The organism is Serratia sp. TSO36, assembly GCF_057808395.1.
The window spans coordinates 22,659-46,281 of the sequence record NZ_JBJZOU010000020.1; the positions used below are offsets into that span (position 1 = coordinate 22,659).

At 62.8% G+C, this 23,623-nt stretch carries 19 protein-coding genes; 11 read left to right on the forward strand and 8 right to left on the reverse strand.

Annotated elements, in window-relative coordinates; genetic code table 11:
* Nucleotides 1-139: 139 nt before the first annotated feature.
* From puuR to ACK3CV_RS17000, 5 genes are all read left to right on the forward strand, one after another.
* Nucleotides 140-697: an HTH-type transcriptional regulator PuuR gene (puuR, locus tag ACK3CV_RS16980; protein ID WP_016927000.1), complete on the forward strand. Its 558-nt coding sequence runs from the start codon at nucleotides 140-142 to the stop codon at nucleotides 695-697.
* A gap of 157 nt (nucleotides 698-854) precedes the next feature.
* Nucleotides 855-2,366 carry a sugar ABC transporter ATP-binding protein gene (locus ACK3CV_RS16985; RefSeq protein ID WP_164141612.1) on the forward strand — a complete coding sequence of 504 codons (1,512 nt, stop codon included), beginning with the start codon at nucleotides 855-857 and terminating at the stop codon, nucleotides 2,364-2,366.
* Nucleotides 2,363-3,358: an ABC transporter permease gene (locus tag ACK3CV_RS16990; RefSeq protein WP_033648150.1), complete on the forward strand. Its 996-nt coding sequence runs from the start codon at nucleotides 2,363-2,365 to the stop codon at nucleotides 3,356-3,358. Before ACK3CV_RS16985 ends, ACK3CV_RS16990 begins: the two co-directional genes overlap by 4 nt.
* 244 nt (nucleotides 3,359-3,602) lie before the next feature.
* The gene (locus tag ACK3CV_RS16995; RefSeq protein ID WP_164141610.1) at nucleotides 3,603-5,591 is read left to right on the forward strand and encodes a ligand-gated channel protein; all 1,989 of its coding nucleotides are present in this window, start codon (nucleotides 3,603-3,605) and stop codon (nucleotides 5,589-5,591) included.
* Nucleotides 5,592-5,646: 55 nt separating this feature from the next.
* The gene (locus tag ACK3CV_RS17000; protein WP_164141608.1) at nucleotides 5,647-6,600 is read left to right on the forward strand and encodes a siderophore ABC transporter substrate-binding protein; all 954 of its coding nucleotides are present in this window, start codon (nucleotides 5,647-5,649) and stop codon (nucleotides 6,598-6,600) included.
* A 33-nt stretch (nucleotides 6,601-6,633) separates the two neighbouring features.
* Here the strand turns inward: ACK3CV_RS17000 and ACK3CV_RS17005 are convergent, their stop codons facing one another.
* Both ACK3CV_RS17005 and ACK3CV_RS17010 read right to left on the reverse strand, forming a co-directional pair.
* Nucleotides 6,634-7,422, reverse strand: a complete 789-nt coding sequence (locus tag ACK3CV_RS17005) for an ABC transporter ATP-binding protein (RefSeq protein WP_033635257.1) — start codon at nucleotides 7,420-7,422, stop codon at nucleotides 6,634-6,636.
* On the reverse strand, nucleotides 7,419-8,501 hold the full coding sequence (locus ACK3CV_RS17010) for a FecCD family ABC transporter permease (protein WP_031300718.1): 1,083 nt from the start codon (nucleotides 8,499-8,501) through the stop codon (nucleotides 7,419-7,421). The genes ACK3CV_RS17005 and ACK3CV_RS17010 overlap by 4 nt, the downstream gene beginning before the upstream one ends.
* Nucleotides 8,502-8,863: 362 nt before the next feature.
* On the opposite strand from ACK3CV_RS17010, the gene ACK3CV_RS17015 reads away from it, so the two are divergent.
* Nucleotides 8,864-9,964, forward strand: coding sequence for a GGDEF domain-containing protein (locus tag ACK3CV_RS17015; protein ID WP_086580188.1), 1,101 nt, complete (start codon nucleotides 8,864-8,866; stop codon nucleotides 9,962-9,964).
* Nucleotides 9,965-10,009: 45 nt separating this feature from the next.
* Here ACK3CV_RS17015 and ACK3CV_RS17020 read toward each other — a convergent pair whose 3' ends face one another.
* The 3 genes from ACK3CV_RS17020 to ACK3CV_RS17030 form a co-directional block, all read right to left on the reverse strand.
* Nucleotides 10,010-11,488, reverse strand: a complete 1,479-nt coding sequence (locus ACK3CV_RS17020; protein WP_033635259.1) for an amino acid permease — start codon at nucleotides 11,486-11,488, stop codon at nucleotides 10,010-10,012.
* A gap of 218 nt (nucleotides 11,489-11,706) precedes the next feature.
* Complete coding sequence (gene yieE, locus ACK3CV_RS17025; RefSeq protein WP_016926991.1) at nucleotides 11,707-12,573, reverse strand: DNA-binding transcriptional regulator YeiE; 867 nt, start codon at nucleotides 12,571-12,573, stop codon at nucleotides 11,707-11,709.
* Between the two features lie 106 nt (nucleotides 12,574-12,679).
* Complete coding sequence (locus tag ACK3CV_RS17030) at nucleotides 12,680-12,877, reverse strand: hypothetical protein (protein ID WP_033635260.1); 198 nt, start codon at nucleotides 12,875-12,877, stop codon at nucleotides 12,680-12,682.
* A 193-nt stretch (nucleotides 12,878-13,070) separates the two neighbouring features.
* Here ACK3CV_RS17030 and ACK3CV_RS17035 point away from each other — a divergent pair, with 193 nt between their 5' ends.
* Together ACK3CV_RS17035 and nfo are read left to right on the forward strand one after the other, a co-directional pair.
* Nucleotides 13,071-14,144: a YeiH family putative sulfate export transporter gene (locus tag ACK3CV_RS17035; protein WP_033635261.1), complete on the forward strand. Its 1,074-nt coding sequence runs from the start codon at nucleotides 13,071-13,073 to the stop codon at nucleotides 14,142-14,144.
* Nucleotides 14,145-14,243: 99 nt separating this feature from the next.
* The gene (gene nfo / locus ACK3CV_RS17040; protein WP_033635262.1) at nucleotides 14,244-15,083 is read left to right on the forward strand and encodes a deoxyribonuclease IV; all 840 of its coding nucleotides are present in this window, start codon (nucleotides 14,244-14,246) and stop codon (nucleotides 15,081-15,083) included.
* 60 nt (nucleotides 15,084-15,143) lie between these two features.
* Here the strand turns inward: nfo and fruA are convergent, their stop codons facing one another.
* The 3 genes from fruA to fruB are packed head-to-tail and all read right to left on the reverse strand — an operon-like array spanning nucleotide 15,144 to nucleotide 18,912.
* Nucleotides 15,144-16,829: a PTS fructose transporter subunit IIBC gene (gene fruA / locus ACK3CV_RS17045; RefSeq protein ID WP_164141606.1), complete on the reverse strand. Its 1,686-nt coding sequence runs from the start codon at nucleotides 16,827-16,829 to the stop codon at nucleotides 15,144-15,146.
* An 11-nt stretch (nucleotides 16,830-16,840) separates the two neighbouring features.
* On the reverse strand, nucleotides 16,841-17,782 hold the full coding sequence (gene fruK, locus ACK3CV_RS17050; protein ID WP_004935702.1) for a 1-phosphofructokinase: 942 nt from the start codon (nucleotides 17,780-17,782) through the stop codon (nucleotides 16,841-16,843).
* On the reverse strand, nucleotides 17,779-18,912 hold the full coding sequence (gene fruB, locus ACK3CV_RS17055; protein ID WP_033635264.1) for a fused PTS fructose transporter subunit IIA/HPr protein: 1,134 nt from the start codon (nucleotides 18,910-18,912) through the stop codon (nucleotides 17,779-17,781). The genes fruK and fruB overlap by 4 nt, the downstream gene beginning before the upstream one ends.
* Before the next feature lie 247 nt (nucleotides 18,913-19,159).
* Here fruB and ACK3CV_RS17060 point away from each other — a divergent pair, with 247 nt between their 5' ends.
* The 3 genes from ACK3CV_RS17060 (at nucleotide 19,160) to torA (ending at nucleotide 23,462) form a co-directional block, all read left to right on the forward strand.
* Nucleotides 19,160-19,582, forward strand: coding sequence for a nucleotide triphosphate diphosphatase NUDT15 (locus ACK3CV_RS17060; RefSeq protein ID WP_164141604.1), 423 nt, complete (start codon nucleotides 19,160-19,162; stop codon nucleotides 19,580-19,582).
* Nucleotides 19,583-19,814: 232 nt separating this feature from the next.
* Nucleotides 19,815-20,975 (forward strand): NapC/NirT family cytochrome c, encoded by a 1,161-nt coding sequence (locus ACK3CV_RS17065; protein ID WP_033648001.1) that lies wholly within the window; start codon nucleotides 19,815-19,817, stop codon nucleotides 20,973-20,975.
* 12 nt (nucleotides 20,976-20,987) lie between these two features.
* On the forward strand, nucleotides 20,988-23,462 hold the full coding sequence (gene torA, locus ACK3CV_RS17070) for a trimethylamine-N-oxide reductase TorA (protein WP_164039947.1): 2,475 nt from the start codon (nucleotides 20,988-20,990) through the stop codon (nucleotides 23,460-23,462).
* The last annotated feature ends 161 nt before the right edge of the window (nucleotides 23,463-23,623 follow it).

A 23,623-nucleotide genomic window follows, 5' to 3' on the forward strand; every position in this document is an offset into this window, starting at 1 on the left:
CACCGAGAGTGAACATGGGCAATATATTTTCCAAACCTGCCCTAACTACCGATATCATGCAACATCGTTATCGCCCAGACAGGCGCCCGATAGCGATATTCATGTCTGCCTGTCGCCCCTACCAGAAGGAAGTACCGCTATGAGCGAAGCCAGCTTGGCACCGGGCAAACGCCTGTCGCAGATCCGTCAGCAATTGGGTTTGTCGCAGCGCCGGGTCGCCGAACTGTCCGGGTTAACCCACAGTGCGATCAGCACCATCGAACAGGACAAGGTCAGCCCGGCCATCAGCACGCTGCAAAAGCTGCTGAAGGTGTATGGCCTGTCGCTGTCTGAATTCTTTGCCGAACCGGAAGCCGTCGACGAGCCGCGCGTAGTGATCGACGCCGAGGATCTAATTGAGATCGGCAGCCAGGGGGTGTCGATGAAGCTGGTGCACAACGGCAGCCCGACGCGTAACCTGGCGATGATGCTGGAAACCTACCAGCCCGGCACCACCACCGGTGAAAAGATCAAGCACCAGGGCGAAGAGATCGGCACCCTGCTGGAGGGCGAGATCGTGCTGACCATCAACGGCCAGAGCTACTGCCTGACCGCCGGACAAAGTTACGCCATCAACACCGGCATTCCGCACAGCTTCAGCAATACCTCGGCGCGCATCTGCCGCATCGTCAGCGCACACACCCCCACCACCTTCTGACCGCTTATCGCTCCGGCGTAGCCTGACGCAGGCTGCGCCCCTACCCGCCAACGCGTTTTCCACCGCCGTTATGCCATTTTGTTGGTTGCCAACGGCGTAATCTGTGTTACAACAGAGCATAACAGCCATCTAAACATCTAAACGGCCTTAATACCCTATGTCAACCGCACCGCCTTCGCGCCTCGAGATGCGCAATATCTCGATCGCCTTCGCCGGCTTCAATGCACTGCAGGACGTGGACTTCACGCTGCAGGGCGGCTCAATCCACGCGCTGGTCGGCGCCAACGGCGCGGGCAAGTCGACGCTGATGGCGATCCTTTCCGGCGCCCACGATCATTATCGCGGCGAGATCCTGATCGACGGCCAGGCGGTGACGATCCACTCCCCGCTGCAGGCGCGCCGCCACGGTATTCACGTGGTGCAGCAAGAGGTCGACGTCGCGCTGATCCCCACGCTGTCGGTGGCGGAAAACATCATGCTGGACTGGCTGAACGAACCGGGCCACTGGCTGAACTGGACGGAGCTGCACCGCCGCGCCGCGCAGCTGCTGCAGCAATGGGCGCTGCCGCTCAACCCGCGCAGGCGGCTGGCGGACTGCACGCTGGCGGAAAAACAGCAGGTGCTGCTGGCGCGCGCGCTGTCGCACCGCTGCCGTTTTCTGGTGCTCGACGAACCGACCGCGCCGCTCGATCGCACCGAGAGCGAGCGCCTGTTTAACGTGGTGCGCCGCCTGCAATCCGAAGGCATCGGCATCGTATTTATTTCCCACCGCATCCACGAACTGAGCGACATTTGCGATCGGCTGACGGTGCTGCGCGACGGCCGGCGCGTCAGCGAGGACGCCATGCGCGGGCTGAGCGGCGAACAGATCGTCGAGAAGATGCTCGGCCATCGGCTGGACGATATTTTCCCGCCGCCGCGCCCGCCGCACGCCGAGCGAACGCTGCTGCAGGTGCAAGGCTTGCGCGATCGCCACAAGCTGCGCGACGTTTCGCTGCGGCTGCATGAGGGCGAAATTCTCGGCATCGCCGGGCTGGCGGGAGCCGGCAAAACCGAGCTGTGCAAAGCGCTGTTCGGCGCCAGCACCGTGCAGCTCGAGCGCGGCGAACTGCGCGGGCAGCCCTGGGCGCCGCGCGCGCCGCACCTCTCGGTCGAACAAGGATTGGCGCTGGTACCGGAGGAACGCCGCAAAGAAGGCATTTTCATCGATGAGGCGATCCCGATGAACCTGAGCGTCAGCGCCGACGACAGCTTCTCGCGCTGGAGCCTGTTCAGCCGGCGACAAGAGCTGCGCTGGGCGCGCGAGATCATGCAACGCCTGAACATTCGCGCCTCGGGCCCGCAACAGCGGCTGGCGCGCCTGTCCGGCGGCAATCAACAAAAAGTGGCGATCGGCAAATGGCTGCGCGGCGACGCCGAGGTGCTGATCTTCGATGAACCGACCAAGGGCGTGGACATCAAGGCCAAGCAAGAGCTGTTTGGCCTGATCGACGGCCTGGCGCGCGCCGGCAAGGGCGTGGTTTACGCCTCCGGCGAGTTCGCCGAACTGGTTGGCCTGTGCGATCGCATCTGCGTGCTGTGGGACGGCCGCATCGTGGCGGAGTTGAACGCCGCCGACATCGACGAAGAAACCTTATTGCTCTATTCCACCGGAGGAACCCCTGCGTGAGTAAAGAATTAGCCCTGCGGCCTGCGCTGCCCTGGCGCCAACAGCTGTTCGATTTCCTCTACAAATGGGGCATGCTGCTGACCGTGGCGGCGCTGATCGCCCTGTTCGGCCTGGCGTCGGACAACTTCCTCGATGCCAACAACATCATCAATATCCTGCGTTCGATCGCCATCGTGACGGTGATCGCCATCGGCGTCTCTATCTCGCTGTCGGTCGGCGGTTTCGATCTGTCGGTCGGCTCGACCGCCTCGCTGGCCAACGCGCTGGTAATTTCGCTGTTCGTCTGGCACGGGTTCGGCACCACCGGCGCCATCGTGGTGACGCTGCTGCTGTGCACGCTGGTCGGCCTGTTCAACGCCCTACTGATCGTGGTGTTCAGAATTCCCGATATGCTGGCGACGCTGGCCAGCCTGTTCGTGATCCAGGGCGTGGCGATGACCTACAGCTACGGCGGATCCATCACCCAAAACATGGTGCTGCCGAATGGCGACATGGCGGAAGGCCTGATCCCGGAGGTATTTTCCGCCCTCGGCCAGGTGCCGGTGATCGTGCTAATCATGCTGGCGGTCACCGTCGCGGTGCAGCTGTTCCTGTCGTTGACCAAGCATGGCCGCCGCATGTATGCCATCGGCGGCAACCCCGAGGCGGCGCGCCTTTCGGGCATCCGCACCGTGCGTTACAGGGTTGCCGCTTATGTCATTTCCTCTTGGCTGGCGGCGCTTGGCGGCATCTTGCTGGCGTCACGTATCGGCTCTTCGCAGGTCAACGCCGGCGGCGGCTATCTGATGGACGCGGTGGCGGCGGCCTATATCGGCTTCTCGCTGGCCGGGGCCGGCAAACCCAATGCGCTCGGCACTCTGATCGGCGCGGTGATCCTCGGCGTGCTGCAAAACGGGCTGGTGATGCTGTCGGTGCCCTACTACGCCATGGACATTATCAAAGGCCTGGTGCTGGCGCTGGCGCTGGCCATCACCTACATCCAAAAACGCTGATCCTCCCCGGCGCACGCCCGCTGCGCCGCTTTTCCCTTTAATTCATCCGGTTACCCTTTCCCGTCAGCAGAACAAGCATACAAATGATATGAATTATCATTAGCGTTTACATTCAGTAAAAAATCCTTACAATACCCTCACGCAACGCTGACGAAGCGAAGTATTTCTCAGCGAACGATGAATAATTTCATTAGAAATTCAATTGGTTAATTACTTTCACTTCAATCCAGGAAAGGTTTACCTCATGGAAACGCCACGTTACAGCAAGCTCGCCGCTCTGGTGATCGCCTCACTCAGCGCCACCGCCGCGCTGGCCGCGCCGCAGGACGACACCCAGGACACCATGGTCGTCACCGCCTCCGGCTTCCAGCAAAAAATTCAGGACTCCGCCGCTTCCATCTCGGTGATCCCGCGCCAGCAAATTGAAGACAAGGCCTATCGCGACGTGACCGACGCGCTGAAAGACGTGCCGGGCGTGGTGATCACCGGCGGCGCCAGCAGCAGTGACATCAGCATCCGCGGCATGTCCTCCAAGTACACCCTGATCCTGGTGGACGGCAAGCGCGTCGACACCCGCGGCACCCGTCCGAACAGCGACAACGCCGGCATCGAACAGGGCTGGCTGCCGCCGATGGAAGCCATCGAGCGCATCGAAGTGGTGCGCGGGCCGATGTCTTCGCTGTACGGCTCCGACGCCATGGGCGGCGTGATCAACGTCATCACTCGCAAGACCTCCCGCACCGAGTGGAAAGGCTCGCTGCACGGCGACGCCACCCTTCAGGAAAACCGCGATTCCGGCGATCTGTTCCAGACCAACGCCTACGCCTCCGGCCCGCTGGTTGAAGGGCTGCTCGGCCTGCGGGTCAACGGCCTGCTGTCGCGCCGCGCGGAAGATAAAATCGCCAACGGTTACAACGAACAGCGCATGCGCAGCGGCACCGCGGTGTTCACCCTGACGCCGGACGAGAAAAACGAATTCGACTTCGAAATCGGCCGTTCGCTGCAAGATCGCAACAGCACGCCGGGCAAATCGGTGGTGGCGGAGCGCTGCAGCAAAGGTAAATGCTCGCCGACGTCCCGCAGCGAAAGCCTGTATACGCGCACCAACTACGCGCTGACCCACAACGGCTATTATGACTTCGGCAACTCCACCAGCTACGTGCAGCGGGAAGAGACCAATAACCCAGGCCGTAACATGAAGATGTACAACACCATCTTCAACACCCAGAACCAGTTCGAACTGGGTTCCCACATGCTGAACCTCGGCGGCCAATACCGCTATGAAAAACTGGGCGACGGCGGTAACCAGCTTGAATCGGCTCAAGGTCTCAGCAAGCTGACGCGCTGGAGCTGGGCATTGTTCGCTGAAGACGAATGGGCGCTGACCAACGACTTCAGTCTGACAACCGGCATCCGCATGGATCAGGACGAAAACTTCGGCAGCCACTGGACGCCGCGCATGTATGGCGTCTGGCACCTGACCGAACAGTGGACGCTGAAAGGCGGCGTCTCCGCCGGTTACAAATCGCCTGACCTGCGCCAATCCTCTCCTAACTGGGGCCAGGTCACCGGCGGCGGCGTGCGTAAAGGCATCATCGTCGGCAACCCGGATCTGCAGCCGGAGAAGAGCCTGAGCGAAGAGATCGGCCTGATGTGGGATAGCCTGAAAGGCATCAACGCCGGCGTGACCGTCTTCAACACCGACTTCAAGAACAAGATCACCGAAGTACGCCGCTGCGAAGACACGCCGGATTGCACCATCGGCGGCACGTCCTACGACTTTATCAGCGATCGCGTCAACGTCGACAAAGCCAACATGCGCGGCGTGGAAGCCACCTTCGGCTGGCAGATCAACAAAGACTGGAAGTGGAACACCAACTACACCTATACCTCTTCCGAACAGAAGAGCGGCGAGTTCCAGGGCAAGGCGCTCAACCAGATGCCGAAGCACATGGTTAACACCGTGCTGGATTGGCGCGCCACGCAGGACCTCAGCCTGTGGTCGCGCGTCAATTTCCGCAGCAAAACGTCTGAGTATCTGAGCCGTACCTCAATGGCCAAGAGCACGCCGTCCTACACCTTCGTCGATGCGGGCCTGAGCTACCAGGCGGCGAAAAACCTGCAGCTGACCGGCGGGGTCTACAACATCCTCGACAAAACAGTGGATTACGACCACTACAACACCACGCTGGACGGCCGCCGTTACACCGTCGGCATGACCTACAACTTCTGATGCCCCTGGGCGCGCGCTGCGCGCCCTTTTCATTCCATCACCGTGAGGAAGCTCCATGAGATTACGCCGCTCCCCCCTGATGATCGCCGTGCTGGCCGCGATGGCGCTGGCGGGTTGCCACAGCAAAACTGCTACGCCGGTAGCCGCAACCCCGGCCACCGTCAACGTCCAGCACCTGAACGGCAGCACCGAGGTAAACAAGCACCCGCAGCGCATCGTGGTGCTGGATTACGCCTCGCTGGAAACGCTGCAGCTGCTGGGCGTCGAGCCGCTGGCGCTGCCCGGCAACCGCAAAAACTTGCCGGATAGCCTGAAGCGCTTTCAGGACGACAAATACCTCAATGCCGGCACCCTGTTCGAGCCGGATATGGCCGTGCTGCGCGCCGCCAAGCCGGATCTGATCCTGATTGCCGGCCGGGCGTCCAAAGCCTATGACGAGCTGAACACGCTGGCGCCGACACTGAACATGTCCGTCGATTCGCAGGATCAGCTGGGCAGCCTGAAACAGCGCACGCTGCAGCTGGGCGAGCTGTTCGATAAGCAGCAACAGGCACAGGCGGCGGTCGATAAGCTGGATGCGCAGATCGCGGCGGTCAAACCGCAGGCCGCTCAGGCCGGGCGCGGGCTGGTGGTGCTGTTCTCCGGCGGCAAGATCAGCGCCTACGCCCCCAAGAGCCGTTTCAGCTTCGTCTATGACGCCCTCGGCTTCGCGTCTGCGCTGCAGTCCGACGAAAAAGACGTGCGCGGCAACAAGCTGACGCCTGAGCAGGTGGCCAAACTGAATCCGGACTGGCTGTTCGTCATCGACAGAGACGCCGCGACCGGGCGGCCGAACGCGGTGGCGCCGCAGAAGATCCTCACCGGCACCGCGCTGAAGAAAACCACGGCGGTGAAAAAAGGCCAGGTGGTTTACCTGCCGGCGGCCGAGGTGTATCTGTCCGGCGGCATCGTCACCGCCCAGCACGTCGTCGAACGCGTGAGCGAGGCGCTGAACCACGCAGCACGATAAAGAAAGCCCGGCGATGCCGGGCTTTTTCTTGGATTAAATCGTCGGCTGGTTCACCAGACCGTCTATCAGCACCTGCGGCGTGCCCTGCGAGCAGCGCTCGATGCGCCCGCGCACGCCGTAGACCCGCGCCAGGCTCTGCGGCGTAATCACCTGCTCCGGCGCGCCGTCGGCGATCAGATCGCCATCCTGCAGCATCAGCACGTGGTCGCCGTGGCGCAGCGCGATGTTGATGTCGTGCACCACCACCACCGTCACGATGTTGCGCTTGCGGGTTTCGCGGCGCACCAAATCCATCACGTGGAATTGATAGTTGAGATCGAGCGCGCTCAGCGGCTCATCCAGCAGCAGCAGCGAGGGCTGACGGATCAGCGACTGCGCCAACCCCACCAGCTGTTTCTGGCCGCCGGACAGCTGATCAAGATAGCTCAGCGCCAGGTGGGCGATGCCCAGTTGTTCCAGCAAAGCCATCACCTCCGCTTCGCTGCCGGCGTTGCTGCGGCCGCCCGAGGCGCGCTGCGCCACGATGATCGACTCCAGCACGTGCAGATGCACCCCGGCGGGCAGCGACTGCGGCAAATACACCACTTTCTCCGCCCGACGGGCGAACGGCATCTGCATCAGATCGCCGTCGTCCAGCCACAGCTTGCCCTGCGCCGGGTTCAACCCGGCCAGCGAGCGCAGCAGCGTCGATTTGCCGCTGCCGTTCGGCCCCAGCAGCACGGTGATTTGCCCGCGCGGCAGCATCGGCACCGAGAGATCGTCGATCACCTGGCGCTTCGGGTAGCCCGCCGAGAAGTGTTCTATTCGCAGGCCCTGGCTCATACGTTCCCCCGGTGGCGCAGAATAATGCTCAGGAAGAACGGCACCCCGACCAGCGACGTGACGATGCCCACCGGAATGATCACGCCAGGCACCAGATTTTTCGACGCCACCGAGGCCATCGACAGCACCAGCGCGCCAATCAGCGCGCTGGCCGGCAGATAGAAACGGTGATCTTCGCCGAAGATCATACGGGCGATGTGCGGCGCCACCAGGCCGATAAAGCCGATCGGCCCGACGAACGCCACCGCCAGCGCCGAAAGGATGCTGATGCGCAGCAGCGTGGTCAGCCGCAGACGGCGCACGTCGATGCCGAAGCTCACCGCCCGGTCTTCACCCAGGCGCAGCGCGGTCAGTTTCCACGAGCTCATCATCGACAGCGGCAGCAGCACGGCGAACACGCCGAACAGAATGCCCAGCTTGTCCCACGAGGCGCGCGCCAGGCTGCCCATGGTCCAGAACACCAGCCCCTGCAGCGTGTCCTCGCTGGCGATGAACTGCATCATCGACACCAGCGCGTTGAAGGTAAACACCAGCGCGATGCCGAACAGCACCACGCCGGAGGTGGCGACCCGCGTCCAGCGCGTGATGCCGTCGAGCATCAGCGCGGCGAACAGCGCGAAGATAAAGGCGTTGGCGGAGATGAACCACTGATCGGGAATGCCCGGAATGCCGATGCCGAGCACGATCGCCAGCGCGGCGCCAAAGGCCGCGGCGGAAGACACGCCGAGGGTAAAGGGGCTGGCCAGCGGGTTATTCAGGATGGTCTGCATTTCCGCCCCGGCCAGGCCGAGCGCAAACCCCACCACCACCGCCATCAGCGCGTAAGGCAAGCGGATGTCCCAGACGATCACCCGCGTGCCGGCATCGGCCGCCGCGGGGTCAAGCAGCGTTTGCCATAAGGACGACAGCGACAGCCCGGACGGCCCCATGGTGAAATCCAGCAGCAGCGAGCCCAGGATCGCCAGTGCCAACACGCCCATCATCAACAGGCGATGGCGAAGAATATGCTGATAACGCCCCATCACGCCGGCGTTGGGTTGCCCCTTGGCGTCAGTCATGGGATCGGTGGATACGCTCATTCGTTAAGATACCTGTTACAACCATCATGACAGCGGCGCGAAAGCGTCCGCCGTAAACCGGAAAGCGCGCGGCGACAGCCTGCGCGCAGCCGTCAACAATAAAGCAAACGATAATACTTATCAATCATATCAATAGGTGAAAACGGCGTTATCGAAATGTAATAAATTGTTTTTCCACGCCATTCTTCAATCCATCGCGTTTACCCCCGCTGCGGCCAGCAGGTTCATTATTCTGAAAGTTATTCCTGATCCGACCAGACTCTGACAAATAACGAAAAAACCACATAGAATCCAAAATCACAGCACCGAGCGTGCAAAAAACTTCAGGCCGCCGCAAGAGCGGCCTTATTGACGAGGCTGTAATGAGAAGTCCATCTCCGGCGGTAACGCCCAAACGCCCGGCGCTGCTGAACTGGCTGTTGCACAGCCCGCTGCACGCCGATGACGAGCCGTTTAAACGCCAGCTGCGGCTCACGCTGACGCCCTCTCCTCTCACTCCCTGGCTGAATGCCGTGGGGCCGGCGGCGCTGTTGGTGGGATACGCCTGGCTGAACCAGCGGCTGGTCGGTATCGTTCTGCTGCTGCTGTTGCTGCTGCTGACCGCCGGGCGCGCCTGGCTGGCGCAGAGGCGCCAACCCGCCTGGCCGGACGCCATGCTGGTGACGGTGTTGCTGTGGATGCTGCTGGTCGGCGCCAGCGCCGCGCTGGCGATGCTGTCGGGCCGCTTTGTGCTGATCCTGTTCGCCGGTCTGACGATCACCGCTCTGGCCTGCTGGCTGATGCAGCGCCATGCCGCCGCGCCGCGTTTCGCGCTGCTTGAGGTGATCGCGCTGACGCTGCCCTACCTGCTGGCGGCGCCGCTGTCGCGCGTGCAAAACCTGTTCGTCCTGGCGGATCTCACGCCGCTGTGGCTGGTGCTGGCCCATGGCATGATCGCGCGCTACCACCGCCAGCGGGTACAGCACGTCACGCTGGCGTGGGAGAAGCAGCAGGCGTCCCACCGCGATCGCCTGACCGGCTTCCTCAACCGCGCGGGCGGCGAGGCGGTGATGCGCAACATCTGCCGCCCCGCAACGGCGCAGACGATCTCCCACCTGTTCATTCTTGAATTCGGCCCGCTGGCGGCGCTTTACCAAAGCCACGGCGTGCAGATCGGCGACGACGTGCTGCGCACCGTCGGCGAGCGCCTCAAGACGCTGATCCGCCCCAGCGACTACGTCTGCCGCTACACCGGCGGCCTGTTTTTGATTCTGGTGCACGATCTGCCTTATGGCGCGGAAAGCGAGTTCCTGGCGCGCATTGTGCCGCCGCTGGAAGCGCCCTACGATTTTGGCGCGTTCGGCGAGGTGAACATGCAGCTCAACGCCGGCATTTTGGCGCTGACGCAGGATTATGCGACGGTGGAGGATTTGATGAGTTCGGCGCAGCAGGCGCTGGCGGAAGCCAAAGGCGGGAAAAAGTAAAACCACACGCGGCGGGAGCCCCCGCCGCGTGTCACTCACCGAAGATTACTTCACGTCCATCTTCGGGAATTCCATTTCGCTGTACTTCACGACGCGGGTGCCGCGCGACAGCTTGTAACCGAACCAAATCAGCAGGAACAGCGGAATGCCGATGTAGGTGGCGGTCACGCCGTACCAGTCGATCTTGTCTTGCAGGAAGGCCTGGTAGTTCTGGCCCAGGGTAATGATCAGGCACAGCACGAAGGCGAAGATCGGCCCCAGCGGGAAGAACCCGGAACGGTATGGCAAGTCGTTCAGATCGCGCCCCTGCAGCATGTAACCGCGACGGAAACGGTAGTGGCTGATGGCGATGCCCAACCAGGCGATGAAACCGGTCATGCCCGAGGTATTCAGCAGCCACAGGTAAACCGACTGGTTGCCGAACATCGAGGTCAGGAAGCACAGCCCGGCCACCACGCAGGTCGCATACAGCGCGTTGCGCGGCACGCCGCCTTTCGACAGCTTGGCGAAGATGCGCGGCGCCTTGCCTTCCGACGCCAGGGTGTACAGCATGCGTGTAGAGGCGTACATGCCCGAGTTACCGGCGGACAGCACCGCCGTCAGGATCACCGCGTTCATCACCGCCGCCGCCGACAGTAGGCCGGCATGCTGGAACACCAGGGTGAACGGGCTGACGCTGATGTCTTTCACGTCATTGCGCAGCAGGCTCGGATCGGTGTACGGAATGATCAGGCTGATGATCAGAATGGCGAAGATATAGAACAGCAGAATACGCCAGAACACCTGACGCACCGCGCGCGGGATGTTTTTACCCGGGTTCTCCGATTCGCCGGCCGCGATGCCGATGAGCTCGGTGCCCTGGAACGAGAAGCCGACGATCATCGCCACGCCAATCATCGCCGAGAAGCCGCCGGCGAACGGCGCGTCCCCTATCGTCCAGTTCTGCCAGCCGGCGTGCTCGCCGCCTTTCAGAATGCCGACGATCATCAGCACGCCGACGGCGATGAAGATAATCACGGTGCTGACCTTGATCAGCGCGAACCAGTATTCCGCCTCGCCGAACCCTTTCACCGAAATGTAGTTCAGCAGGAACATCAGGCCGAGGAACAGCGCGCTCCAGATCCAGCCGGGGGTGTCCGGGAACCAGTAGCTCATCACCAATTGCGAAGCCACCAGGTCAACGGCGATGGTCACCGCCCAGTTGTACCAGTAGTTCCAGCCCAGCGCGAAGCCGAAGCCTTCTTCCACGTATTTGGCGCCGTAGGTGGAGAATGAACCGGAAACCGGCATAAAGGCCGCCAGTTCGCCCAGGCTGGTCATCAGGAAGTACACCATCAAACCGATCAGAGCGTAAGACAACAGCGCCCCGCCGGGGCCAGCCTGAGAAACCGTGGCGCCCGAGGCGACAAACAGGCCGGTGCCGATGGAGCCGCCGATGGCGATCATGGTCAAATGCCGGGCTTTCAGCTCGCGGCGCAATCCGGGTGCTTGCTGCCCCGATGTTTTTATATCCTGCTGAGCCATTCGTACCCTATCTGCTCTTTGAAAAAATGAGGGCGGATTGTAACAAATACCCGCCGGTGAACTAGCAACATTGCACTGATATAAGATAGCTTCATAATTCAGAGGCAATTATTAGCCGCGGCCCTTATGGCCTTACTTACTCTCATTAATGTGAGCGCGCGCAGGTTTTTATGCTTTCTTCGGCCTGCGCGGCAGCAGAGGGCGTGACGCGCTGTCGATTACAGCGCGCAATAGCTGAGAAAACGCTGCAAGGCGTTGGAAATGTGCTTTTGCCGATGGCGGATCAGGTACAGGGTGCGCCGCAGCGGCGGCAGCGGCACCGGCAGTTCCACCAGCGCGCCGCTGGCCAGCTGTTCCGCCACCACCCGCCGCGACAGGCAACTGATGCCGATGCCGTGCCGCACCGCGTGCTTGATCGCCTCCGAGTTGCCGAGCTCCATCACCAGCTGGAAATGCGGCAGGTGCGCCAACAGCAGATGATCCAGCACCTCACGGGTGCCCGAACCGCGCTCGCGCAGGATCCAAGGGGCATTGGCCAGCGCCTCCAGCGTTGGCGGCTGACGGGTCAGCGGGTTGTCCGGCGCGGCGAACACCACCAGCTCGTCCTCCAGCCACGGCTGAGTCACCAGCTCCGGCATATGGCAAGGCCCTTCGATCAACCCCAGATCGACGCGGAAATCCGCCACCGCCACGATCACGTCCTGGCTGTTGCCGACGTTCAGCTCGAGCGGCGTGGCCGGAAAGTCCCGGCGGTAACGGGCGATCATCTCCGGCAGCATGTAGTTGCCGATGGTGCTGCTGGCGGCGATGCGCAGCGCCCCGCCGTCATGGCGAAACAGCTGCTCGATCTCCCCCGCCTGCTCCAGCAACGCCAGCGCCTTGGGATACAGCAACCGGCCGTGCTCGTTGATCACCAGCCGTTTGCCGACGCGATCGAACAGCTGCACGCCCAGCTGCCCCTCCAGATCCGCCAGCGCCGCGCTGACCGCCGACTGCGACAGCGCCAGCACCACCGAGGCCTGAGTGGTCGAACCGCTTTTCAGCACTTCGGTGAAGACTTCCAGTTGACGCAACGTGATATGCATAGCCGTCCCGGTAATGAAAAAGGGTTCTGCCAGAGAACCGCAAAATGATGTCAACATGCTGTGGGGAGCCCGGCGAGGCAGCCCCGTTTGCGGCCAATTCGGCGCGCTACTTGCCCAAGGCGATCAGCTGCGCCGCCGCGGCCAGCGCCGCCTCGCGCGGCGCGCCGGCTTCGTCCCGCTGTATCAATTGCAGCATCGCCACGAGATGGTCGCGGTCGATTGCCTTGTTTTCTTCAATCAACCGCCGCACCGCGCGCCCCACTTCCCGGTCTATCTGCTCTCTGCGTTGATCGTCGGTATCCATCGCCTGCTCCTGTTCAGTTGGAAAGTTGACGGCGATTCGCCGCTCCTCCTCACCCTAGCCGCAATGCGGCTGTATGCCAATGCCTGACGCCATACCACTTATTCAGATAGGTTATAAATATATAATCAATTTCTCTTTTATTCAGCCCAAACGTACTCTTGGCAGCAAGAAACAGACTGAAGGACTGACTTTTATGGCGACTGATACCACTCACACTTACCCCGAGCGACGCTTTCCGCTGTTCGGCCTGCCGCGGCTGGTGCCGGGGCTGGCGCTGACCGGTGCGCTCACCGCGCTGGCCGTCTGGGCCGGCGACATTCCCTGGGTGGCGGAGCTGGGCCTGGGGGCGCTGACGCTGGCGATCCTGTTCGGCATTCTGGTGGGCAACACGCTGTATCCCCGCTGGCAAACCGTTTGTCACGGCGGCGTACAGCTGGCCAAACAACGCCTGCTGCGTCTGGGCATTATCCTGTACGGCTTCCGCCTGACCTTTCAGCAGATCGCCGACGTAGGCGCCAGCGGCATCATCATCGATGCGCTGACCCTGACCACCACCTTCCTGCTGGCCTGCTGGCTCGGCAAGAAAGTGTTCGGCATCGACAGCCAGACCGCGATGCTGATCGGCGCCGGCAGCAGCATTTGCGGCGCGGCGGCGGTGATGGCCACCGAGCCGGTGCTGAAGGCCGACTCCAGCAAAGTGGCGGTGGCGGTCTCAACCGTGGTGGTGTTCGGCACCCTGGCGATCTTCGCCTACCCGTGGCTGTATCAGTTGAACGAGCACTTCCAGTGGCTGCCGTTCAGCCAGGAAACCTTCGGCATCTACGCCGGCTCCACCATCCACGAAGTGGCTCAGGTGGTCGCCGCCGGGCACGCCATCGGGCCGGACGCCGAAAATGCGGCGGTGATCGCCAAGATGATCCGCGTGATGATGCTGGCGCCGTTCCTGCTGCTGCTGTCGGGCTACATCAGCCGCGGCGGCGCAGGCAAGGCGGAAAAATCCGCCATTACCATTCCGTGGTTCGCCGTGCTGTTTATCGCCGTCGCCGGGCTGAACTCCTTCAACCTGCTGCCGGCCACGCTGGTGCAGCACCTGATCACCGCCGACACCTGGATGCTGGCGATGGCGATGGCGGCGCTGGGATTGACCACCCACATCAGCGCCGTGCGCCAGGCCGGGATGAAACCGATTCTGTTGGCCACGCTGCTGTTTATCTGGCTGCTGGTCGGCGGCGGCGCGATAAACCAACTGGTGCAACACTGGCTCTAATCATTCCCTTCTGCCCCTTCTGCGGCTCGCTTCGGCGGGCCGCATTTATTCCGCCCGCCATCAATGCCATAATGTCACCGATAACACAGGAGAATGAAGATGAAGTTTGTCGGTGCACATGTCAGCGCGTCAGGCGGCGTGGATCAGGCGGTTATCCGCGCGCACGAATTGGAGGCGACCGCGTTCGCCCTGTTCACCAAAAATCAGCGTCAATGGAAGGCCGCGCCGCTGGCCGCCGACGTGATCGATAAGTTCAAGAGCGCCTGCGCCCAGTACGGCTTCGGGCCGGGGCAGATCCTGCCGCACGACAGCTACCTGATCAACCTGGGCCACCCGGTGGCCGACGCGTTGGAAAAATCGCGCGAGGCGTTCATCGACGAGCTGCAGCGCTGCGAACAGCTGGGGCTGACGCTGCTGAACTTCCACCCTGGCAGCCACCTGCTGCAAATCGATGAAGACAAGTGCCTGGCGCGCATCGCCGAATCGATCAACATCGCGCTGGATAAAACCGCCGGCGTGACGGCCGTGATCGAAAACACCGCCGGCCAGGGCAGCAACCTGGGCTTCAAATTCGAGCACCTGGCGGCGATCATCGACGGCGTGGAAGACAAAAGCCGCGTCGGCGTTTGCATCGACACCTGCCACGCCTTCGCCGCCGGGTACGATCTGCGCACCGAAGAAGACTGCGAACACACCTTCAAACAGCTCGGCGACATCGTCGGCTTCAACTACCTGCGCGGCATGCACCTGAACGACGCCAAGAGCGAGTTCAACAGCCGCGTCGACCGCCACCACAGCCTGGGGGAAGGCAACATCGGCAAAACGGTGTTCAGCTACATCATGCGCGATCCGCGCTTCGACAATATCCCGCTGATTCTGGAAACGGTAAACCCGGATATCTGGGCGGAAGAGATCGCCTGGCTGAAAGCGCAGCAGTAACACGGCGCCAAAACGACAAAACCGGAGCCTGGGCTCCGGTTTTTTTATGGCTGGACGCCGTTACGCCACGCTGGCCGCCGGCACTTCAGCACGTTTCAGCAGGGCGTAAGCCACGCCCGCCAGCAGCGTACCGGCGGCGATCGCCACCAGGTACAGCAACACCGGCGAAATCGCGCCCGGGATCAGCAGCACGAACAGCCCGCCGTGCGGTGCCATCAACTTGGCGCCGAACGCCATCGACAGCGCGCCGGTCAGCGCCCCGCCGGCAATGCAGCACGGCAGCACGCGCATCGGGTCGCGGGCGGCGAACGGAATCGCCCCTTCGGTGATGAAGCACAGCCCCAGCACCAGCGCTGCCTTGCCGCCTTCCTGTTCGGATTTCGGGAACTTGCGGCGCGCCAGCAGCGTCGCCAGCCCCATCGCCAGCGGCGGCACCATGCCCGCCGCCATGATCGCCGCCATCGGCGCATACACCGAGGAGCTGAGCAGCGCCACGCCGAAGGCGTAGGCCGCTTTGTTCACCGGGCCGCCCATGTCGGTACACATCATGCCGCCGAGGATCGCCCCCAGCAGCACGGCGTTGGCGGTGCCCAACGATTGCAGCCAATGAGTCAGGCCTTCCATGATTTTCGCCACCGGCGTGCCGACCACGTAAATCATGATAAGACCGGTGATCAGACTGGCCACCAGCGGAATGATCAAGATGGGCTTCAGCGCTTCCATACTCTGCGGCAGGCGCAGCTTGCTGCTGATCGCCTTGGCGACGTAACCCGCCAGGAAACCGGCGATGATGCCGCCGAGGAACCCGGCGCCGGTGCTCACCGCCAGCATGCCGCCGATCAGGCCCGGCGTCAGGCCAGGGCGATCCGCGATGGAGAAGGCGATGAAACCGGCCAATACCGGCACCATCAGCGCAAAGGCGGAGCCGCCGCCGATCTGCATCAGCGCCGCCGCCAACGTGCCTTTGACTTCAAACGCCTTTATGCCGAACACGAACGACAGCGCGATGCACAGGCCGCCGGCCACCACCATCGGCAGCATGTAGGACACGCCTGTCAGCAGGTGGCGATACGGGCCGTTGCCCTCTTTCTTTTTACCCGCCGGCGCCGCGCTACCGCGCTGCTGCGGCTGGAACACCTCGGCCTCGGCCAGCGCCTTGTCCAGCTCCTGGGCGGTTTTCTTCAGCGCCAGGCCGGTGGAAGTGCGGTACATCGGCTTACCGGCGAATTTATCCAGGTCCACCTCAATATCCGCCGCGACGATCACCAGATCCGCCGCCGCCACCTCTTCCGGGGTGATGGCGTTGCCGGCGCCGACGGAGCCGCGCGTTTCCACCTTCACCCACCAGCCGCGTTTCTTCGCTTCGCTTTCAATGGCTTCGGCCGCCATAAAGGTATGCGCCACGCCGGTTGGGCAAGCGGTGATCGCCACGATGCGTTTTTGCCCACCGGCTTTCACCGGCGCCGCAGCCTGCGGCGCCTGATAGGTTTCAGCTTCGGCCTTGGCGCGCGCCAGAAAAGCGTCCGGCTCCCGCACCGCCTGTTCTACGTCGCCCACATACACCAATTTGCCGTTCAGCCTGGCGTCAGCCGGGGCCGACTGCCCCGCCACCGCCACCAGTTCGGCGTCCTGCAGCGACTCGACCAGCGTCAGGCCGGTTTTGGCCGCGGCGGCCTCCAGCATGCGTTTCGCCAGGTGGCCACGGGCCTGCCCCAGCGAACTGTCTACCATCAGCAGCGTTTTCATTCTGCCTCCTGCTATTGATTGAAAGGTTTCAGATCGACGCGCGCCATCATCGCGGCCAACTGGGGACGATCGGTCACGCCGACGTTGCTCTGGCTGACCGCCAGCGCCGCTACCGCCGTGGCCAGACGCAAGGTGTGTTCGCTGGATTCGCGCATCAGCAGGCCGTAAATCAGGCCGCCGACCATCGAATCACCGGCGCCCACGGTGCTGACCACCTCACAGGACGGCGGTTTGGCGATCCAGGCGCCGGAGGCGTTAACCCACAGCGCGCCTTCAGCGCCGAGGGAGATCACCACGTGGGCGATGCCCTGCTCGCGCAGCGCATGCGCGGCCTCGACCACGTCCGCCAGCGCCGGCAGCGGGCGGCCGGCCCAGATCTCCAGCTCGCGGCGGTTCGGCTTCACCAGCCACGGCGAGGCCTTCAACCCGGCGACCAGCGCTTCGCGGCTGCTGTCGAAAATGATGCACGGGCATTTGGCGCGCAGCTGGGTCATCCAGTCGGTAAAGGCATCGGGATCGACGCCGGCCGGCAGGCTGCCGCTCACCGCCACCATGTCAAACTGGCCCAGCCAGCTCAGCGAGTCGCTGACGAAGCGATCCCAGTCCTGCGGCGTCACTTCAAAACCGGAGAAATTGAAATCGGTGACTTCGCCGTCTTTTTCCGTCAGCTTGACGTTGATGCGGGTGCGGCCCGGCACTACCTGGAAGCGGTTGGCGATCCCCAGATCGCTGAACAGCAGCTGGAAACCGTCCTGATTGTCTTTGCCCAGGAAGCCGCCGACGGTGACGTCGATGCCCAAATCCTTCAACACCTTGGCGACGTTGATGCCCTTACCGGCGGCGTGCAGGCCGGCGGTTTTTACCCGGTTGACTTCCCCGCGTTCGATCTGCGGGCAAAACCCCACCAGATCGTACGCCGGGTTCAGGGTGATCGTTGCTACTCTTCTGCTCATGCTGCGCCCTCGCCCAGTCCTTCATTAATCGCTTCGCCGATCGCCTTCAGCGCGGCTTCAGCATCTTCTCCATTGGCGGTAAAGCGCAGGTGATGCCCTTTTTTCACGCCCAGCGCCACCACCTTCATCAGGCTGCGCCCGTTGGCCGGCTTGCCGCTGCCGTCCAGGTTGGTGACGGTGATGTCACTGTTGAAACTTTTGATCACGTTGACCAGCGCCGTGCCCGGCCGTGCGTGCAGGCCGTGCTCGTTGCGGATCACGAACTCGGCGCTCAGTACGCTGCTCTCCTCGGCCACTTCGCTGGTCAGCAGCGCCAGCACCCCGGCGGCATCCGCCTTCAGCAGGCGTTCAGCTTTGTTGGCCAGCAGCAGGTCGCTGAGGTAGTTGAGCACCGCCAGCGGCTGCGCGTCGGCGACTGACACCGTCAGCAGCAGCGCCACCGGCTCGCCGTCTTCCACGAAAGCCTGCGCCGGGCGGCTGACAGTGGCCGCGCTGGCCAGGTTGCCTTCAACGCTGTCGCTCAGCCAGATGCCCTGCCCCAGGTTCAGCGGCTTGCGGGTAATGGCATCGCTGACGAACTGCGCGTTGACCGCGCCGGCCTTTTGCAGCCGGCCGGCGTTCAGCGCCTGCAGCGTCATCAGGCTGTCGGCCGCGACGTCGAGCGCAATCAGCGAAACGTCGAACTGGAATTCGGCACTCTGCTGCTCGCCCATCAGCAGGCCGCGCAGCTCTTCCGCGGAGGTGGTTTTCGCCAGCCGCTCCGCCACGCCGTCATCGCTCAGCACGTGAGTAAGCTGGCGCAGCAGCGCCAAATGCTCGTCGGAACGGGCGGCGATGCCGATCGCCACATAGGCGGTCTGGCCTTCGCCCCAGGCGATGCCCTGCGGGAACTGGAACACCTGCACGCCGGTTTTCAGCACCAGATCGCGGGTATCGGTGGTGCCGTGCGGAATGGCGATGCCGTTGCCCAGATAGGTGGACGTCTGCAGTTCGCGCTGCAGCATGCCGTCCACGTAACCGGCGCTGACGCAGCCGGCTTCGGTCAGGGCGGCGGCCACCTGGCGGATGGCCTCCTGCTTATCGGCGGCAGCGGCGCCCAGATGAATGTCTTGCGGTGACAACTGGAACATGATTCTCCTCTCCTGCTGAATTGAATCGTTTCAGCTTCATTGAGAAAAAGGAGCGTTACCCGCTCGCCACAAGCGGCCGGATAACGCTGAAACGTTTCAAGGAGTGTGTGAGCAGCGCAAGGCGAAAGCAAGCTTTCTCCCTTTTGCCATTGCAGATTTTTGAGCTTACGCACACTTTCGCCGGCGCATTGGTCAGCGCCGGGGCAAAATGACATACTGTGCTGAAACTTTGCTGACGGAGAAAAGCATGAACGTAGTGACCGGCGTCGGGGTGATCATCGTCAACCCGCAGGGCGAGATTTTGTTGGGCAAGCGCTGCGGTTCCCACGCGCCCTTTTGGTCGATCCCCGGTGGGCATCTGGAGGCCGGTGAAACCTTCGAGCAGTGCGCCCGGCGCGAAATCGCCGAAGAGACCGGGCTGCTCATCGATCCGCCGCGCTTCGTGGGCGTCAGCAACAATCTGCAAACCTGGCGCGCCGAAGGCAAACACACGGTGTCTGTCTGCCTGCAGGTGGATCACCCCGGCGGCAGCGCCGAGTTGAAAGAACCCGAAAAGTGCGCCGAGTGGCGCTGGTGCGCGCCCAACGCCCTGCCGGAACCGCATTTCGAAGCCAGCCGCACCGCCATCCGGCTATGGCTGAGCGGCCAGCCCTATTTGCCCACGGCCTGAGCCATCGCGAACGCGTCCTGCGTTCGCTTCCCCTGCCGCTCGATCCCATCGCTATATACACCAGAATATAACGCTATTTTTTGCGATATATGCCCTTTTTTTGACTACGGATAACCCTATGGGGTTAACCCTCTTCTATATTACCCCTGCAATCGACGTGGCATTCTGACCTCCGGTCGGCGGCCTTTTGGCAAGATTTTATTTTAAATTCATAATTATAAGCGGGTTTACCATGAGCAAAAAACTGACTGGCTTTGAAAAAAAGCGCCGGTGGGGATGGCTATGGCTTTTGCTGCTGGGGATTATCCTCGGCGCGGCGCTGTTGGCCGGGACCGCCACCGTATTCCATAAAACCAGCGATACCGCCTTCTGCGTTTCCTGCCACACCATGCAACAGCCGCTGGCCGAATATCAGGGCAGCGTTCACTTCCAGAACACCAAGGGCATCCGCGCCGAGTGCGCCGACTGCCACGTGCCGCACCAGCCGATCGATTACCTGTGGACCAAAATCCGCGCGGTGAAAGACATTTACGGCGAAATGGTCGGCACCATCGATACGCCGGAAAAATACGAAGCGCACAAGCTGGCGATGGCGCAGTCGGTCTGGAAGACGCTAAAAGAGAACGACTCAGCCACCTGCCGTTCCTGCCACAGCTACGACGCCATGGACATCACCGCCCAGCGCCCTGAGGCGCGCCTGCAGCACCCGGTGGCGATCAAACAGGGCGAGACCTGCATCGATTGCCATAAGGGCGTGGCCCACATCCTGCCGGACATGAGCGGCGAAACCCAGGCCGGCGCCGCCGAGCTGGCGAAGGCCGCGGCGCTGACCGCACCGGACGCCACCACCCTCTACACCATCGCCACCGAACCGTTCTTCCTCAGCGCGGACGACAGCCATAACGCCGGCAACCTGATGCCTTCCACCGAAGTGCAGGTGGTGAAGCAGGATGGCGACAAGGTGCTGGCCACCGTGAGCGGCTGGCAGCAGGACGGCGTCAGCGAAGTGTTCTACGCCGCGCAGGGCAAACGCATCCTCAGCGTGCTGCTGGGTGAAGACGCACGCCAACAGCTGAAGACCGCCTCCACCCAGACCGATGCGGAAACCGGCCTGGTCTGGCATCAGGTCTCTTTGCAGGTGTGGCTGCCGCGTAAACAGTTGATTGACGATCAGCAAAAAATCTGGCGCTACGCCGCGGACATGATGTCGGCCAACTGCACCGGCTGCCACGGGCTGACCGCGCTCGATCGCTTCAACGCCAACCAATGGATTGGCGTCATCAAAGGCATGGCGCCGCGCACCTCGCTGACGCAGGAACAGCTGCGCGTGCTGACGCAATACGTACAAAAACACGCCAGCGACATGCCACCTGCCGCACCGGCCAAGCTTTAAGGGAGAAGCGCAATGAGCAACCAACAACCGTTAACCATGAGCCGCCGCCGCTTCCTGACCGGAGCCGCCGCGCTGGCCGCCGCCCCTCTGCTGGCGGGCTTATGGCCCAAAGCGGCGCTGGCGCAGGCCATCAGCGAAGCGCTGCCGCAGTTCATCGCCTTGCGTCAGGCGCAGAAAGGCATTCTGACCGGCGCCCACTGGGGCGCGTTCGAGGCCATCGTGCAAGACGGCAAGATGGTGGGCGTGCAGCCGGTGCAGGACGATCCGTACCCCAATGAGCTGATCGCCATGGCGCCTTATCAGGTGCACGCCGAGAACCGCATCAAATACCCGATGGTGCGTAAAAGCTGGCTGGAGGGCGGCCCCGGCAGCCGCACCGAGCTGCGCGGCCGCGACGAGTGGGTGCGCGTCAGCTGGGACAAAGCGACCGAGCTGGTGTGCAATGAAATCACTCGCCTGCAAAAAGATCACGGGCCGCAGTCGATCTACGCCGGTTCCTACGGCTGGAAAAGCGTCGGCATGCTGCACAACAGCCGCACGCTGCTGCAACGCCTGATGAACCTGACCGGCGGTTTCCTCGGCTACGCCGGCGACTACTCCACCGGCGCGGCGCAGGTGATCATGTCGCACGTGGTCGGTTCGATGGAGGTCTACGAACAGCAGACCGCCTGGCCGAACGTAATTGAGAACAGCGAGCTGGTGATCCTGTGGGGCTGCAACCCGATGGTCACGCTGAAAAACAGCTGGAACGTGCCGGATCACGTCGGCCAGACCGGCTTCGAGGCGCTGAAGAAGAAAGGCACCCGGGTGATCAGCATCGATCCGGTGCACAGCGACAGCGCCAAGTTCGTCAATGCGCAGTGGATCGCCCCGCGCCCTTATACCGACGGCGCCATGCTGATCGGCATCGCCCACACGCTGCTGACCGAGAAGCTGCATAACCCGGACTTCCTGAAAACCTACACCGTCGGCTTCGACAAGTTCCAGGCCTACCTGCTGGGCGAGAGCGACGGCGTAGCGAAAACCGCCGAATGGGCGGCCGACATCAGCGGCGTCGATGCCGACACGCTGCGCCAACTGGCGCGCGAGATGGCGAAACACCGCACCATGATCATGGGCGGCTGGGGCATTCAGCGCCAGCACCACGGCGAACAGCAGCACTGGCTGCTGGTGGCGGTGGCGGCGATGCTCGGCCAAATCGGCCTGCCGGGCGGCGGCTTCGGCTTCAGCTACCACTATTCCTCCGGCGGCAGCCCGACCGCCAAAGGCGGCATCATCGCCGGCATCTCCGCAGGCAACGCGCCGAAGAACTCGCCGGCACCGATCCCGGTGGCGCGCATCGCCGAATGCCTGAGCAACCCGGGCAAAACCATCGACTTCAACGGCGCCAAGGTCACCTACCCCGAGGTGAAAATGGTGTATGTGGCGGGCGGTAACACCTTCCACCAGCATCAGGACACCAATAACCTGGTCAAAGCCTGGCAGCGGCCGGACACCATCGTGGTCAACGAGCCTTACTGGACCGCCACCGCCAAGCATGCCGACATCGTGCTGCCGGCCACCACCAGCTACGAGCGCAACGATCTGGAAATGGGCGGCGACTATTCGCAGCTCTACGTGTTCCCAATGCACCAATGCGTGCCGCCGCAGCACGAGTCGCGCAGCGACTTCGACATCTTCTCGGCGATGGCGGCCAGGCTGGGCGTGCAGGAAGCCTTTACCGAGGGCAAAGACGAAACCCAGTGGCTGAAAGGCATGTACGACGACATGAAGAACCAGGCCCGCGCCGCCCGGGTGGCGCTGCCGCCGTTCGACATGTTCTGGCAATCCAACAACTACGTGCGCTTCCCGGTGCCGGAGGCCAACAAGCAGTGGGTGCGCTTTGCCGATTATCGCGACAACCCGCTGCTGAACCCGCTGGGCACGCCGTCGGGCAAGATCGAGATCTACTCCGACGCCATCGCCAAAATGCATTACGAGGATTGCCCCGGCATCCCGACCTGGATGCCGCCGCACGAGTGGTATCGCGGGCCGGAAGCGGCCAAGTATCCGCTGTCGCTCAATACCGCGCACCCGACCAACCGGCTGCACTCTCAGCTCGACAACACGCCGCTGCGCGAGAAATACGCGGTAGCGGATCGTGAAGCGATCCTGATCCATCCGCAGGACGCGCAGCCGCGCGGCATCATCAGCGGCGATCTGGTGCGGGCGTTCAACGATCGCGGCCAGATCCTGGTGGGCGCGGTGGTCAGCGAAGACGTGCGGCCGGGCGTGGTGCGCATCAGCGAAGGCGCCTGGTTCGATCCGGCCGATCCGGCGCAGCCTGGCTCGCTGTGCAAGAACGGCAACGTCAACTGCCTGACCTTCGACATCGGCTCTTCCAGCCTGGCGCAGGGTAACTGCGGGCAGATGGCGCAGCTGCAGATCGAGAAGTATCGGGGGCCGGTATTGAAAAATACCGCGCACGCGGTGCCGCAAGGCGCCTGATCCCGCGATAACCCGCGATAAACTGGGGTGCGCAACGCGCCCCTTTTTTCTCGTCGCCGCGCGACATATCCGCTTACCCTTCGCCGCAAGGGAGCGGTTTGCGTTTCATTTCAACGGGCGTATGATGCGCGCGACCTCCCTTTTTCGACGAATTATCAACC